Source organism: Rhizobacter sp. SG703 (assembly GCF_012275445.1).
Taxonomy (GTDB): Bacteria; Pseudomonadota; Gammaproteobacteria; order Burkholderiales; family Burkholderiaceae_C; genus Rhizobacter.
Genome location: NZ_JAAZQK010000010.1, coordinates 56,158 through 70,040, shown reverse-complemented (window position 1 = coordinate 70,040; position 13,883 = coordinate 56,158). Strand labels below are relative to the sequence as shown.

Below are 13,883 nucleotides of genomic sequence, written 5' to 3'. Positions count from 1 at the left end.
TGTCATCAGAGCGTGCTCAGGAGAAAACCCATGAAGATCGAACTCAACGGCCGCAAGGCCCTCGTGACCGGATCCACCGCAGGAATCGGCCGAGCCATCGCCGAGGGCCTCGCCCGCGCCGGCGCGTCCGTGGTCGTCAACGGACGCACCAAGGAGCGTGTGGATGCCGCGCTCAAGGAACTGCGTGCGCTGCTGCCGGACGCAGATTTCACCGGCGTCGTGGCCGATGTCTCCACGGCTGAAGGCTCCGCTTTCCTGGCGACCGAGGTCAAGGACGTCGACATCCTCGTCAACAACGCGGGCACGGCGCATCCGAAGGGCTTCTTCGAACAGAACGACGCCGACTGGCTCGACCTGTACCAACTCAATGTCATGAGCGGCGTTCGCGCCTCTCGTCACTACATGCCCGGCATGATGGCGCGGGGCTGGGGACGCGTGGTGTTCATCAGCAGCGAGTCTGCCATTGCCGTCCCCAAGGAAATGATTGACTACGGCGTCACGAAGACGGCCCAGCTCGCCGTATCAAGGGGGTTGGCGGAACTGGGCAAAGGAACGGGCGTCACCGTCAACGCCGTCCTGCCGGGGCCCACGCGCTCCGAGATCATGGACAACTGGATGAAGGCGTCGGCGAAGGAACAGGGCATCACCCAGGACGAAGCCGAGCAGAACTTCCTGGACACGACGCGACCCTCCACGCTGATCAACCGGTTTGCGACGACCGAAGAAGTGGCGAACATGGTCGTGTACCTGTGTTCGCAACAGTCTTCCGGCACGACCGGCTCTTCGCTGAGAGTCGATGGCGGCGTCGTTCGCTCGATCATTTGAGCGACTGAAGCTGCCGGCGCGCCGTGGTCAATGGCCGTGAACGGACACGCCTCTGTCAGGCAACCGCTGCCGCCGGCGGCCGCTCGATCGGCAGGCCGGCGGCGATCCAGGCGTCGATGCCGCCGTGCAGCGGCCGAACGTTGGTGAAACCGGCGCGCTGCAGTTGCTGCGCCACCTTGGCAGCCGAGGCCTCGTTCGGACAAGCGCAATAGACCACCACCTGGGCATCGCGCGGCAGGTCGGGTGCGCTGTCCAGTGCAGCGGTCACCGACCACGGCAGCGCACCCGGAATGGTGCCGTCGCGTTCGCGGCTGCCGGCCGAACGCACATCGACGATCGCCGGCGCGCTGCCCTGGCGGATCAGCAGTTCCAGCTCGGACACCGTGATGCGCGCCGTGCGCAGCGCCCGGATCAGTCGGTGCCGCTGCGCCCACTTGACGATGATGAACAGTGCCAGCGCCAGCAGCAGCAACACGAGGCCGATGCGGCCCAGGTCCGCGAACACCGCGATGACGTCGTCGACGGCCTCGTGGAACAGCACACCAAGAGCGATGCCCAGGCCCGCATAGAGCGTGGCACCGACCAGGTCGACCATGATGAACGCTGCCAACGGCAACCGCATGCGCCCGCACAGGACGGTGGCGATGGTGGCGAAGCCGGGAATGAACTTGGCCACCAGCATCGACCAGATGCCCCAACGCTCGAACAACGACTCGGTTTGCCGCACACAGGAGTCGGGCGACATCGAGATGCGGCACACCGTGCGCAGCACGCGACTGCCGTAGCGGCGGCCCGCGGCGTACCAGACCAGGTCGGCCAGCAGGCAGGCCGATACCGCAGCGCCCAGCAGGGCGACGGCCGAGTAGCGGCCTTCGACGCTCAGCGCGCCGGTCACCACCAACACGGGGTACGCAGGCACGGGCAAGCCGAGCTGCTCTGCCCATACGTTGAAGAAGACGACGCCCAGCCCGTAGTCGGTGAGCCAGCGAAGGATGGTGTTCAACATGGGCGCAAAGGAGCAGAGGATATCGCTGTCCCAAGCAAGCCGCATTCCGATGGCTCTGCTTGAAATCTGTCTGGGTCGTCCTTCGAATGCGTCGGCCGCTTCGTCGGATGCTGCTGCGTTCTTCCGAGGCCTTCGAATTTGACAACGGGTCGCGAGCTTGAGGACACTTGCCGGCGTCCCGCCCGGACGATGAGCAGCCGACCCGCCCATGACCTCGCCCGTTCGAATCCTGACCCTCGCCACCCTCTTCACCCTGCTCGCCGGCTGCGCCGTGATGAGCAAGGACGATTGCCTGAAGGCCGACTGGGCCGAGCTCGGCCGCCGCGATGCGTCGCAAGGCCTCGCGATCGAGCGCTTCGCCGCGCGTGCCGACGCCTGCCGCAAGAACGACATCGGCGCCGACCGCGCCGCCTATGCCGCCGGCCATGCCGACGGGCAGCGCGCCTACTGCACCGGCGAGCTCGGCGAGAACGATGCGACGCTCGGCAAGGTGTCGGCGCCGCTGTGCGCGCCGGTGCCGCTCGGCAACGCCTACCAGACCGGCTATGCGATGGGGCTGATCCGGTTCTGCACCGCGCGCAGCGGCTACGAGTTCGCGCGCCTCGGCGGCACCTACCGCAACACCTGCCCAGCCGACCTGGCCGGCCCGTTCCAGGCGGGCCTGCGCATGGGCACTGAACTGCGCGAGCTGAACAGCCGCCTCGACGGCATCCAGCGCGACGCGACCGAGCAGCGCAAGGTCCTTGCCGACGACAAGTCGAGCGCCGACCAGCGCGACACTGCCCGCCGCCTGCTGCGCCAGCTCGACGCCGACGAGGCCGCGACGCGCCGCCTGATCCGGCAGGCCGAGCTGTCCGCGCTGTCGTTCTGACGCCTCAGACCACGACGTCGCTGACCAGCAGCGCGCCGCGCCCGGCCGAGGTGACCGGCGGATTGCGCGGCTCCTCGGGCAGTTCGGTGGCCTGTTCCCAGATCGCGTTCGCGACGGCGGTGGCCGGGCTGGTGCGCATCGCGCATCGTGGCCGCACCATCAGCACGTCGACCGCCGCGGTCCAGCGCGGCTGCGCACACAGCAGCTCGCCGGCGCGCAGGTCGTCGCTCACCATCGATTCGTAGAGCATGCCGAGCCCGAGCCCCTGCGCCACCAGCGCGCGCAGCGCGTGCATGCTCTCGGCGACGCAGGCCACGCGCAGGTGCGGCAGCGTGCGCTCACGCGCCAGGCGCCGGCTCAGGAAGGTTGCGAGCGGATGCGCATCGGCATAGTCGATGACCGGAACCGGCCGCTGCCGCGTGCCCGGCAGTTCGAACAAGGGCCGGCCGCCGCGCGCGCCCACCACCGTCATCAGCCGGTCGCGTGCGACCCGCTTGACGTGGAACAACTCGGGCGCCAGGTCGATCGGCGCCTGCGGGTCCTGGGCCGCCACCCACAGCAGCGACTGGCCGGACAGCAGCGCGGCCCGCGCACCGCGCTCGTCGTGGCTGGCGACGCGCAACGGGGTGTCGGGGAACTGGCGCCGGATGCGCCCGAGCAGCAGCGGCAGCAGGCCGGCCTCGAAGCCGTCGGAACTGGCGACCGCCACGCTGCGCGGATCGCGGGACGGCGCGTGGCGCCGCGCGCCGTCGAACATCGAGCGCAGCCCGATCGCCAGCGGCGCGAAGCGGCGCCCCGCCGCGGTCGGCAGCAAGGGTTGCGCGAGGCGGTCGAACAGCGGCGCGCCGACCCACTGCTCGAGCGCCTGGATGCGCCGCGACAGCCCCGACTGCGACACGCCGCGGCGCTGCGCCGCCTGCGTGAAACTGCCGCAGTCGAGCACCGTCAGGAAATCATCGAGCCACCGGAGGTCCATCGGCGGCGATGCGTCCCCGGCCGCAATGCGTCGTCGGCGGCGGGAACATCCGGGTGTCGGGATGCGTGTGGCGCCAGACCGCTTCGCCGTCGACGAACAGCCGCGACTCGCCGGTCTTCAGCGGCGACCAGGGTTCGTCGAGCGTCAGCGGCGCGGTCGCGATGACGACCATGCGGTCGTCGCGGCGGTTCAGCACGCCGAGGTCGAGCGACAGGTCGCAGTCGACCAGGCGCGCGGTCGGGAACGGGTGGCGGCGCTCCAGCACGACCAGCCGGCTGGAGCAGTGCGCGTACAGCCCGTGGCCGTTGGACAGCAGGAAATTGAAGTTGCCGTGGCGCGCGATCGACGCGGCGAGCTCGGCGACGCAAGGCGCCATCTCGAGCCAGCCTGGCGGCTGGTGCCGGCCGTCGAAGCGGCGGCGCAACTCCTGCAGCAGCCAGCAGAAGGCCTTCTCGCTGTCGGTGCTGCCCATCGGCCGGTAGGGCCCGCGCAGCGGCGGATTGAAATCGCGCAGGTCGCCGTTGGTCGCGAAGATCCACGGCTGGCCGAACCACTCGCGCTGGAACGGATGGCAGTTCGACAGCATCGGCTCGCCCTGCGTGGCCTTGCGGACGTGGGCCAGCACGATCTTCGACTTGATCGGGTAGCGGCCGACGAACCCGGCCAGTGGCGAATCGCAGGCCGGCTGGTCGTCGAGGAAGACACGGCAGCCGGAGCGCTCGTAGAACGCGATGCCCCAGCCGTCGGCGTGGTCGCCGGTGCGGCCGCCGCGCTGCGCGAAGCCGGTGAACGAGAACGTGATCGCGGCGTTCGCGCTGGAGCTCATTCCGAGAAGCTGGCACATGGCAGGTCTGGTGTTCAATAATCGGCATCCTGTCGGCCAATTGAGGAGAAATGACGAAGTTCGATGCGATCGGTCGCGAGCTGCTGCAGTCGCACAGGCACCACCTCTCGATGCTGTGCGTGGCGGCGTTGCTGGCGGCGTGCGCGTCGGGTCCGTCGAGGTCGCCTTCGCGCGACGGACCGGAGGCGAAGACGCCGCCCGATCTCGCGCGCGTGCCCGATGCGCAGCCGCAGGTCGAACCGATCCGCCCGGGCGGGCCGAACAAGCCCTACGAGGTGCTCGGCAAGGACTACACGCCGCAGCGCGACGACAGTCCGCTGGCCGAACGCGGCCTCGCGTCGTGGTACGGCCGCAAGTTTCAGGGCAAGCGCACCGCGAGCGGCGAGGTCTACAACATGTACGCGATGACGGCGGCGCACAAGACGATGCCGATCCCGAGCTACGCCCGCGTGCGCAACCCGGCCAACGGGCGCGAGGTGATCGTGCGCGTCAACGACCGCGGCCCGTTCCACCCGGGCCGCGTGATCGACCTGAGCTACACCGCGGCGATGAAGCTGGGCGTGCTCGACGGCGTCGCGCCGGTCGAGGTCGAGCGCATCACGTTCGAGCAGATCCGCACCGGGTCGTGGCGGCGCGATGGTGGGGCGACCGAGGTGGCGGCGGCGCCGGCACCCGCGCCTGCGCCCACGCTGCCGCCCGCGCAAGGGTCCACGCCGCTGCCGGTGCTGCTGCCTGCACCGGCGGTGCTGCCGGTGCCGACGCCGGTCGCAAGCGTTGCATCGGCAGCTGCCGAATCGCCTGCCGCCTCGGCACCCGACGCGCCGATCGACCCGAAGCCCAGCCGTGCGTTCACGACGGCGGCGCAGGGCTTCTGGGTGCAGATCGGTGCGTTCAAGCAACGCGAAGGCGCCGAGCAGTTCCAGCGCCGGGTGTCCGGCGAGCTCGACTGGCTGGCGCCGCTGCTCGCGGTGTTCGGCGAGCCGTCGATCTTCCGCTTGCAGGCCGGGCCGTACCCGAGCCGCGGCGAGGCGCAGGACGCGGCGGCCCGCATCCGCGATGCGCTGAAGCTGGTGCCGCTGATCGTCGAGCGGCGCTAAGGATGACGACCCCTCGCCCGGTGGGTACACCGGGCGATCCCCCAGGGGGACGCGGGCCGGCCTGGGAGCGGCCCGGCGCTCGGCCCGCTGGTCAGCGTCCGCCAGTGACGTCGAGCAAGGCGCCTGTCGTGTAGCTCGCCGCGTCGGAGATCAACCACGCGATCGCGCGGCCCACTTCGTCGGCGCTGCCGGCGCGCTGCATCGGCACCTGCGGTGCCAGCTGCCGCACCCGGTCGGGCTGGCCGCCCGACGCGTGGATGTCGGTCTCGATGATGCCCGGCCGCACCGCGTTCACCCGGATGCCTTCGGTAGCCACCTCGCGCGCCAGCCCGGTCGTGAAGGTGTCGATCGCGCCTTTCGCGGCGGCATAGTCGACGTACTGCCCCGCCCCGCCCAGCCGTGCCGCGGCCGACGACAGGTTGACGATGGCGCCGCCCGGCCCGCCATGGCGCGTCGACAGCCGCCGCACCGCCTCGCGCGCGCACAGGAAGCTGCCGAACACGTTGATCGCGAACATGCGCTGCAGCCGCGCGGCATCGATCTGCTCGACGCGTGCCGCCCGGTCGACGACCCCGGCGTTGTTGACGAGGCCGTGCAGCGACCCGATCGCGCCGCCGCGCTGCGCGTCGTCGACCTGCGCGAACAGCGCGAGCACCTGGGCCTCGATCGACACGTCGGCCTGCAGCGCGATCGCGTGCCGGCCGAGCGCAACGATGCGGTCGACGACGTCCTGCGCCGCCGCGGCATCGCGGGTGTAGTTCACGACGACGTCGAAACCCACCTCGGCGCAGCACAGCGCCGCCGCGGCGCCGATGCCGCGGCTGCCGCCGGTCACCAGCACCGTGCGGCCGCCCGCGTCAGTCGTCGTCGCCACCGCCGCCTTCTGCACTGCTGTCGTCATCGCCGGCATCCTCCTTGCGCTTGGCCTTTGCGTCGAGCGTGGCCTGCAGCTCCGCGACGCCCTTCATGAAGCTGGCGGTGTCGACCGGTTTCGCGACGCGCAACGCCGGCGGGAACAGGTGGCTCATGTAGAGCTCGCTGCCCAGGCGGTCGCCGTTCTGCCAGTTGAACCACAGGCTGAGCGCGGTGCCGACCAGCGCCATCGCGACCGCCGCCTGCCGCACGCGGCGGTGCCGGTAAGGCTCGACCGCCAGCATGTGGAAGTACAGCAGCGTGGCGCCCACCGCATAGCCGAGCACGAACTTGAAATCGCTCAGCCACGGCCACGACAGCGAGAACGACAGCAGCTGCGTCGCGCCGCTGATCAGCTCCCAGGCCAGCACCGCGATCAGCGCCACCCGCAGGTGCCAGCCGAAATGGCCCTGGCGGGTGAACAGCTTGGACAGCAGCGTCCACACGCCGCACCAGCCGAGCAGGCCGACCAGGGCCGAGATGGCGCCGCTGCCGAGCGCGCGCACGAAGCCGTCGGGGTCGGTGTCGAGGTAGGTGTTGAACACCTCCATCGCGCCGACCAGCAGCACCAGCAGCGCGAGCAGCGGCAGGCCTTGCGCCAGCGAACGCGTCGGGTCCAGCCGGAGCTCGGGCGCGAGCGCGTGCTCGGCCAGCCGCAGCCGCAGGTGCACGCGGCCGATCGTGATCGCGAGCGGCGCATCGCCGACCGCACCGCGCGCGCCCGCGCCCACCTGCTGCGTGCCGAGCAGCGCGCCGTTGATCGTCTCGCCCACCTGCACGAACGCGCCGGTTTCGTCGCGGTCGATCACCAGGTGGTACGGCGCGACGTGCGGGTCGTCGAGCACCAGGTCGTTGTCGAGCGCGCGCCCGACCCGCAGCGGCCACTGCGGCACCGCCACGCCGTGGCGCGGCGTGCCGTCGCGCTCCAGCACTTCGATCAGCGCGACCGCACCCATGCGTAGGCCTCCAGGTAATGCTGCGCGAGTTTCATCGCGTTCGGGTAGCTGACGGCCTGCGCGTCGAAGCGGCCCTGCACGCCGGACTTCGGCTCGTCGAGCGTCGCGACGAGCACCGAGACGTCGTACAGCTTCGGCAGCTTCTTGTAGGCGCGCAGGCAGACCACCGCGCGCAGCGGCAGGCCGTCGCGGTCGATGAAATCTTCGTGGCACTGCGGGCGCGTCTGCTGGTCGGGGCGGCGGCGGTCGAAGTGCTCGTTGCGGAAGCTCTGCGCATAGCGCGCCGAGAAGCGCAGCGTGCCGAGCTTGCGACCGTCGTAGCTTTCGTGGCGCACCGAGATCGCGCCGGTGGTGAACTCGCCCATGAAGATGCGGGTGTCCATCACGCAATCGGAGCGCTCGAAATCGAGCCCGCCGGTGCGCGACGGCTCGCTGCTGCCCCAGCAGCGCATGAAGCGGTCGGGCGGCACCGGCACCTGGTAGCGCGGGTGCGTCGCGAGTTTCCAGCCCTGCGCGATGAAGCGGTCGGTCAGCAGCTGCTGGTGCCCCATCATCTGTTCGGTCAGCACCGGCCAGGCCGGCAGCGCGAGCGGCGCGGCGTCGCGCCCGCGTGCCAGCAGCGCGCTCGCGAACGCGCCCGGCACCAGGAAGCTGACCTGCTCGCCGTCCACGCGCCGCGCGACGTTGACGCCGATCACGCGGCCCTCCTGGTCGAGCGCGGGGCCGCCGCTCATGCCGCCGCTCAGCGAGCCGGCGAAGAAGATCTGCGGGTAGAACGAGCGCTCGACGAGCCCGTTGTAGTTGCCTTCGATCACCGCGAAGCCGACGTCCAGCGGGTTGCCGAGCGAGTACATGCGCTCGCCCTGTGCGAGCTTCTGCGCCTCGGGCCGGAACGGCAGCGCATCGAAGGTCGCGGCGGCCTTCGGATCGGACAGCTTCAGCAGCGCCAGGTCGTGCAGCACGTCGAGCATCAGGATCCGGACCGGTGCCTCGCGGCCGTCGGCGGTGACCGACACCAGGTCGTGGCGCTCGGGCTGCAATGCAGCCTCGGCGACGACGTGGAAGTTGGTGATCATGTGCCCCTGCGCGGACACCATGAAGCCGGAGCCGACCGAGGTCTGGCTCGCCTGGCCCTTCAGCACGGTGCGGATCTGCACCAGCTGCGAGCGGGCCTGCTCGTAGACCTTGCGGGCCGACAGCGACACCGGTGCGGACGCCGGCGGGTCGGGGGGAGCAGCCTTGGCGGGGGCCGTCTGTGCCGTGGCGGGCGCGAGGACCGCCGAGCACAGCACCAGCGCCAGGGCTTGAATCAATCCGGGAAAACCGGTTCGGGGCGATCTCATCGAAATCATTCTACGGGCCGGCCCCCGTAGCCCGGATGCGAATCCGGGTTACCCGTTCAATGGCACTCGACAGTCCCTGGCGTGCACGCGATCGCGTTGCTCTGCAGGTCCAGCCCGTCGCCGGTGCGGCCGTACAGCGCGAGCATCTTGTAGCCCGTCGCCGCCAGCGCGCTGCCGCCGTTGGCGACCGCGATGGCTGCCGAGGTGGCACCCGGCCGCAGCCGGAAGTCGGCGATGCGGCCGCTGCCGCCCTGGCCGCATTGCGAGCGGTCGCTGCAGATCGAACCGCTGTCGAGCCCGAGCGTGCCGTGGGCGAAGGTCCACGCCAGGTTCAGCGTGGTGCCGGCATTCGCGTCGAGCGCGAGGTCGAGCAGGGCCTGCCGGCCGGTGCCCGTCAGGTCGGTCCACGGCAGGCTCGGCATCGCGGCCCAGACCGGCGGCACGCCTTCGACGTCGACCTCGAAGCTGCTGCGCCCCGAGACCGCGAACGGCGCGCTGCAGGCATCGTCGCTGAAGGTGTTGACGGTGACGGTGCGGCCGCCGCGGAAGAAGTTGCGCACGACCACGTCGCCGGCATCGCCATCCGGCAGCGCGACCCAGGTGTCGTCGGCACTGCGCAACGCGCCGATCGCCGGATCCAGGCTGCGCTCGTTGCTGAACCCGTTCTGCTGCCACAGCGACAGCCGCGGCACGCCCGCACCGAAACGCTTGTAGTACGCGATGGTCACGAGCGCCTGGTCGGCGTTGCGCTGCACCACCTGCGCGCACTGCAGGCCGCTGACGGCCTGGATGTCGAACGCGATCGCCCGCGAGTAGCTGGCCACCGGCGTGTCGCCGTCGATGCGCACGTCGCGCTGCGCCTTCGCCGAGGCATGCAGTTGCACCGGGTCGACATCGCCGAGGAACTTCCATGCGCCGCCCTCGCGCGTGACGCCCATGCCGCTGCCCACCGGCTGCACCCCGCCGTCCCGGTCCTGCAGCACGAAGCTGACGCGGCACACCGGCTGCGCGCCGTCGAGGTCGCAGCGGCCGAGCGTCGGGCTCAGCAGCCGCGAGCCGAACATGTCCTGCGACGCGAACATCCCGCACAGGCCGGCGGCGACCGCGCCCGCGCCGCTCAGCGGCGCGCCGTCGTCGGTGCTCATGCGCGCGCCGCTGGCGAGCTGCGACGCGAGGCCGCTGCTGCACGCGCCCGCGCTGGCCATCGCTTGCGTCATGTTGGCGAACAGTGTCTCCAGCCCGCCGAGCGACAGCTCGCCGGCGCCGTTGGCCACGGTCACGGCGCCGACCGTCGAGCCCTGCTCGAGGTACAGGTTGCCGCTGCCCAGGCGCGGCGTGATCTGCACGAAGGCCTTGTCGTCGACGCCGGTGGTCACGCCGACGGCGTCGAGCACCTTGTCGTAGCCGCTGCGCGAGCCGGCCGACAGCGCGCCGGTGATGAAGTCGAAATCGCCCGCGACGTTGCCGCTCAGCACGCCCGACAGGCCGGCCCGCAACTGCGCCTGCGCGCCGGCGACGGCGCTCGCGTCGAGCACGCTGCTGCTGCCCGCCATCAGGTCGGCCGGCGACTGGCCGGCCGCCAGCAGCACGGTGGCGCTGGTCAGCGGCGTCACCTGCGCGGTGCCGGGGCCTTGCGCGACCGAGTACAGGCATTGGTAGTTCGCGCCGGCATAGCCGCAGGCCTCGATGCGGAACGGCGCCTTGCCCGTGAGCGTGGGCACCGTGAAGCTGCCGTCGGCGCCGACCGCGATGTCGTGCGCGACCAGCACGCCGTCGGCGTCCAGGATGCGCAGCGTGCCGCCGGTGATCGGCGCGCCGACCGCGACCGAGCCGCTGAGTTGCGTCGTCGGCACGGTGGCCACCGGGGCGGCGTTCTGCGACGACGGCGAGCCGCCGCAGGCGGCCAGCGCGAGCACGGCCAGAACGGAGAGGGCGAAACGGTGGGATCCGAGGTTCATGGCGCTCCTTCGCGACCGGCAAGATGGCAAGAACGCACGGTGCCGTCCCGGAAGCGATTCCCGGCGGCCCGTGGTGACCCGTCTTCGGCGCCGCCATCGCTCGCTTGAGTCGGGGTCTCCCGCGCGAACGTGACTTCGTGACGCGGCGGCGCCTACGCAGCAACCCTCACAGGCCGGATAGGCATCGGGGGCTAAAGTCGGCGGTTCCTCGGATCCGGATTCGCACCATGCAACGTCGTGACATCCTCCTGCGCAGCGCCGCCGCCGGCGCGGTGGCCGCCTTTCCCGCCCTGCTGCATGCGCAGGCGCTCGACAAGCCGAAGCTGACGGTCGCGGTCGGCGGCAAGAACCTGCTGTACTACCTGCCGCTGACGATCGCCGAGAGCCTCGGCTACTTCAAGGCCGAGGGGCTCGAGGTGACGATCGTCGACTTCGCAGGCGGTTCGCGCGCGCTGCAGGCGGTGGTCGGCGGCAGCGCCGACGTGGTGTCGGGCGCGTTCGAGCACACGCTGACCATGCAGGTCAAGGGCCAGCGCATGCGCGCGTTCGCGCTGCAGGGCCGGGCGCCGCAGATCGTGCTGGGCGTCAACCCGAAGACGATGCCGGCCTTCAAGGGCATCGCCGACCTGAAGGGGAAGAAGATCGGCGTCACCGCACCGGGTTCGTCGACCAACGTGCTCGCGAACTTCGTGCTCGCGAAGGCCGGGCTGAAGCCGAGCGACGTGTCGATCATCGGCGTGGGCGCCGGCAGCGGCGCGGTCGCGGCGATGCGCTCCGGCCAGATCGACGCGATGAGCAACCTCGACCCGGTGATCACGCTGCTGCAACGCAGCGGCGACCTGAAGATCGTCTCCGACACCCGCATCGTCGCCGAGGCCGACAAGGTGTTCGGCGGGCCGATGCCGGCCGGCTGCCTGTACGCGCCGCAGACCTTCATCGACAAGAACCCGCTGGCGACGCAGGCGCTCGCGAACGCGCTGGTGCGCGCCGACAAGTGGATCCAGGCAGCAGGCCCGGGCGAGATCATCAAGGCGGTGCCGGAAAGCTACCTGCTCGGCGACCGCGCGGTCTACATCGACGCCTTCCTGGCCGCGAAGGGCGCGCTGTCGGTCGACGGGCTGATGCCCGAGGCCGGCCCCGAGACCGCGCGGCGCGCGCTCGCGAGCGTCGACCCCGAGATCGCCGCGGCGAAGCTGGACCTGTCGGCCGTCTACACGAACGAGTTCGTCAAGAAGGCCAACGCGAAGTACCCGAAAGCATGACGGCGGACCGAGCGCCGGGCCGCTCCCAAGCCGGTCCGCATCCCCTCGGGGGATCGATCGATGTACCCATCGAGCGAGGGGTTGTCATGACCGCTGCTTTGCAGTTCGACGGCGTCAGCTGCACCTTCATCTCGCGCGACGACCCGGGCCAGCGCTACACCGCGGTGCGCGATGTCGTGATGACCGTCGGCACCGGCGAGTTCGTCTCGGTGGTCGGGCCGACCGGCTGCGGCAAGAGCACGCTGCTGAACATGGCGGCCGGGCTGCTGACGCCGAGCAGCGGCACGGTCCATGTCTTCGGAAGCCCGCTGACCGGGTTGAACAAGAGGGCCGGCTACCTGTTCCAGGCCGAGAGCCTGATGCCATGGCGCACCGCGCTCGGCAACGTGATGGCCGGGCTGGAGTTCCGCGGCGTCGCCGATGCGAAGGCGCAGGCCGGCGACTGGCTGCGCCGCGTCGGCCTCGGCGGCTTCGGCGACCGCTATCCGCACCAGCTGTCGGGCGGCATGCGCAAGCGCGTGAGCCTGGCGCAGACGCTGGCGCTCGATCCCGACATCATCCTGATGGACGAGCCGTTCTCGGCGCTCGACATCCAGACCCGCCAGCTGATGGAGAACGAGGTTCTGGCGCTGTGGGCCGCGAAGAAGAAGGCGGTGCTGTTCATCACGCACGACCTCGACGAGGCGATCGCGATGAGCGACCGCGTGGTCTGCCTGAGCGCCGGGCCGGGCTCGCACCCGATCGGCGAATTCCGCATCGACCTCGAGCGCCCGCGCGACGTGGCCGAGGTGCGGGCGACGCCGCGCTTCGTCGAGCTGCACCAGGCGATCTGGTCGGTGCTGCGCGACGAGGTCGTCAAGGGTTACCAGCAGCAACTCGCGGCCTGATGACGATGACCCCCACGTCTCTTCGTTCCTGCCCCCCGAGGGGGCGTTCAGCCGCCTTGGGGCGGCCCTGCGGCGGCTGACGACCATGTGGAACTTCATCAAGCCGCGTCCCGGCAACCTGCGCGCCTGGCAGCTCGGCCTGCTGGTCGCGATCTTCGTGCTCTGGCATGTGCTGACCGCGCCCGGGCTGGTGCGCCCGTTCCTGTTCGACAACGACCGGCAGGCGGCGTTCTTCTTCGGCGAGCCGCTGAAGATCTTCGGCCGCGTGTGGGCCTGGTTCGTGACCAATGCCGACATCTACCACCACCTGTGGATCACGCTGCAGGAGACGGTGCTGGCGTTCGGCATCGGCACCGCGATGGGGCTGGGCTGCGGGCTGTGGCTCGCGCTGAGCCCGATGGCGGCGGCGATCTGCGAGCCGTACATCAAGGCGCTGAACTCGATGCCGCGGGTGATCCTCGCGCCGATCTTCGCGGTGTGGTTCGGGCTCGGTGTCGCGAGCAAGGTGGCGCTGGGCATCACGCTGGTGTTCTTCATCGTGTTCTTCAACGTCTACCAGGGCGTGAAGGAGGTGAGCCCGGTGGTGCTCGCGAACGCGCGCATGCTGGGCGCGAGCCGGCGCCAGCTGCTGCGGCATGTGTACCTGCCGAGCGCGACCAGCTGGGTGTTCAGTTCGTTGCACACCAGCGTCGGGCTGGCCTTCGTCGGCGCGGTGGTCGGCGAATACCTCGGCTCGGCCGAGGGCGTCGGCTACCTGATCCTGCAGGCCGAGGGCTCGTTCGACATCAACACCGTGATGGCCGGCATCCTGGTGCTGACGGCCTTCGCGCTGCTGCTGGACGCCGCGGTCGGCTGGGGCGAGCGGCGGCTGATGAAATGGCAGCCGAAGAGCGGGGAAACCGAGAAGCTGTGAGGCGCGGCGGCAGGCGGCGAAGTCGCCGACAAT

Annotated in this window: 13 protein-coding genes; 6 read left to right on the top strand and 7 right to left on the bottom strand. The window is 70.6% G+C overall.

The genetic code is table 11. The features are described from left to right. Nucleotides 1-30 precede the first annotated feature (30 nt). Complete coding sequence (locus tag FHT26_RS21135; protein ID WP_168562078.1) at nt 31-825, top strand: SDR family NAD(P)-dependent oxidoreductase; 795 nt, start codon at nt 31-33, stop codon at nt 823-825. Between the two features lie 55 nt (nt 826-880). Here FHT26_RS21135 and FHT26_RS21130 read toward each other — a convergent pair whose 3' ends face one another. Next, nucleotides 881-1,828 carry a DedA family protein/thiosulfate sulfurtransferase GlpE gene (locus tag FHT26_RS21130; protein ID WP_168562267.1) on the bottom strand — a complete coding sequence of 316 codons (948 nt, stop codon included), beginning with the start codon at nt 1,826-1,828 and terminating at the stop codon, nt 881-883. A 211-nt stretch (nt 1,829-2,039) separates the two neighbouring features. On the opposite strand from FHT26_RS21130, the gene FHT26_RS21125 reads away from it, so the two are divergent. Beyond that, complete coding sequence (locus tag FHT26_RS21125; RefSeq protein WP_168562077.1) at nt 2,040-2,702, top strand: DUF2799 domain-containing protein; 663 nt, start codon at nt 2,040-2,042, stop codon at nt 2,700-2,702. 4 nt (nt 2,703-2,706) lie between these two features. On the opposite strand, the gene FHT26_RS21120 is transcribed toward FHT26_RS21125, so the two are convergent. Both FHT26_RS21120 and FHT26_RS21115 read right to left on the bottom strand, forming a co-directional pair. Further along, complete coding sequence (locus FHT26_RS21120; RefSeq protein ID WP_168562076.1) at nt 2,707-3,678, bottom strand: LysR family transcriptional regulator; 972 nt, start codon at nt 3,676-3,678, stop codon at nt 2,707-2,709. Then, nucleotides 3,656-4,522, bottom strand: a complete 867-nt coding sequence (locus FHT26_RS21115; RefSeq protein WP_168562075.1) for a class II glutamine amidotransferase — start codon at nt 4,520-4,522, stop codon at nt 3,656-3,658. The genes FHT26_RS21120 and FHT26_RS21115 overlap by 23 nt, the downstream gene beginning before the upstream one ends. A gap of 50 nt (nt 4,523-4,572) precedes the next feature. Between FHT26_RS21115 and FHT26_RS21110 the strand changes: the two genes are divergently transcribed. Further along, on the top strand, nt 4,573-5,619 hold the full coding sequence (locus tag FHT26_RS21110; protein WP_168562074.1) for a septal ring lytic transglycosylase RlpA family protein: 1,047 nt from the start codon (nt 4,573-4,575) through the stop codon (nt 5,617-5,619). Nucleotides 5,620-5,710: 91 nt separating this feature from the next. Here FHT26_RS21110 and FHT26_RS21105 read toward each other — a convergent pair whose 3' ends face one another. Genes FHT26_RS21105 through FHT26_RS21090 form a run of 4 tightly spaced genes read right to left on the bottom strand, consistent with a single transcriptional unit; the run spans nt 5,711 to nt 10,788 of the window. Further along, nucleotides 5,711-6,520, bottom strand: coding sequence for an SDR family oxidoreductase (locus FHT26_RS21105; RefSeq protein ID WP_168562073.1), 810 nt, complete (start codon nt 6,518-6,520; stop codon nt 5,711-5,713). Continuing rightward, on the bottom strand, nt 6,477-7,487 hold the full coding sequence (locus FHT26_RS21100) for an FHA domain-containing protein (protein ID WP_168562072.1): 1,011 nt from the start codon (nt 7,485-7,487) through the stop codon (nt 6,477-6,479). The genes FHT26_RS21105 and FHT26_RS21100 overlap by 44 nt, the downstream gene beginning before the upstream one ends. Next, nucleotides 7,469-8,830 carry a S1 family peptidase gene (locus FHT26_RS21095; RefSeq protein ID WP_246868029.1) on the bottom strand — a complete coding sequence of 454 codons (1,362 nt, stop codon included), beginning with the start codon at nt 8,828-8,830 and terminating at the stop codon, nt 7,469-7,471. Before FHT26_RS21095 ends, FHT26_RS21100 begins: the two co-directional genes overlap by 19 nt. A gap of 56 nt (nt 8,831-8,886) precedes the next feature. Continuing rightward, nucleotides 8,887-10,788, bottom strand: coding sequence for a hypothetical protein (locus FHT26_RS21090; RefSeq protein ID WP_168562070.1), 1,902 nt, complete (start codon nt 10,786-10,788; stop codon nt 8,887-8,889). A gap of 227 nt (nt 10,789-11,015) precedes the next feature. Between FHT26_RS21090 and FHT26_RS21085 the strand changes: the two genes are divergently transcribed. From FHT26_RS21085 to FHT26_RS21075, 3 genes are all read left to right on the top strand, one after another. Continuing rightward, entirely contained in the window at nt 11,016-12,050 is a 1,035-nt protein-coding gene (locus tag FHT26_RS21085) for an ABC transporter substrate-binding protein (RefSeq protein WP_168562069.1), read from the top strand. 86 nt (nt 12,051-12,136) lie between these two features. Next, nucleotides 12,137-12,937 (top strand): ABC transporter ATP-binding protein, encoded by an 801-nt coding sequence (locus FHT26_RS21080; protein ID WP_168562068.1) that lies wholly within the window; start codon nt 12,137-12,139, stop codon nt 12,935-12,937. 85 nt (nt 12,938-13,022) lie between these two features. Next, a complete protein-coding gene (locus tag FHT26_RS21075; RefSeq protein WP_168562067.1) occupies nt 13,023-13,850 on the top strand; it encodes an ABC transporter permease in 828 nt (275 codons plus the stop codon). Nucleotides 13,851-13,883: the final 33 nt, after the last annotated feature.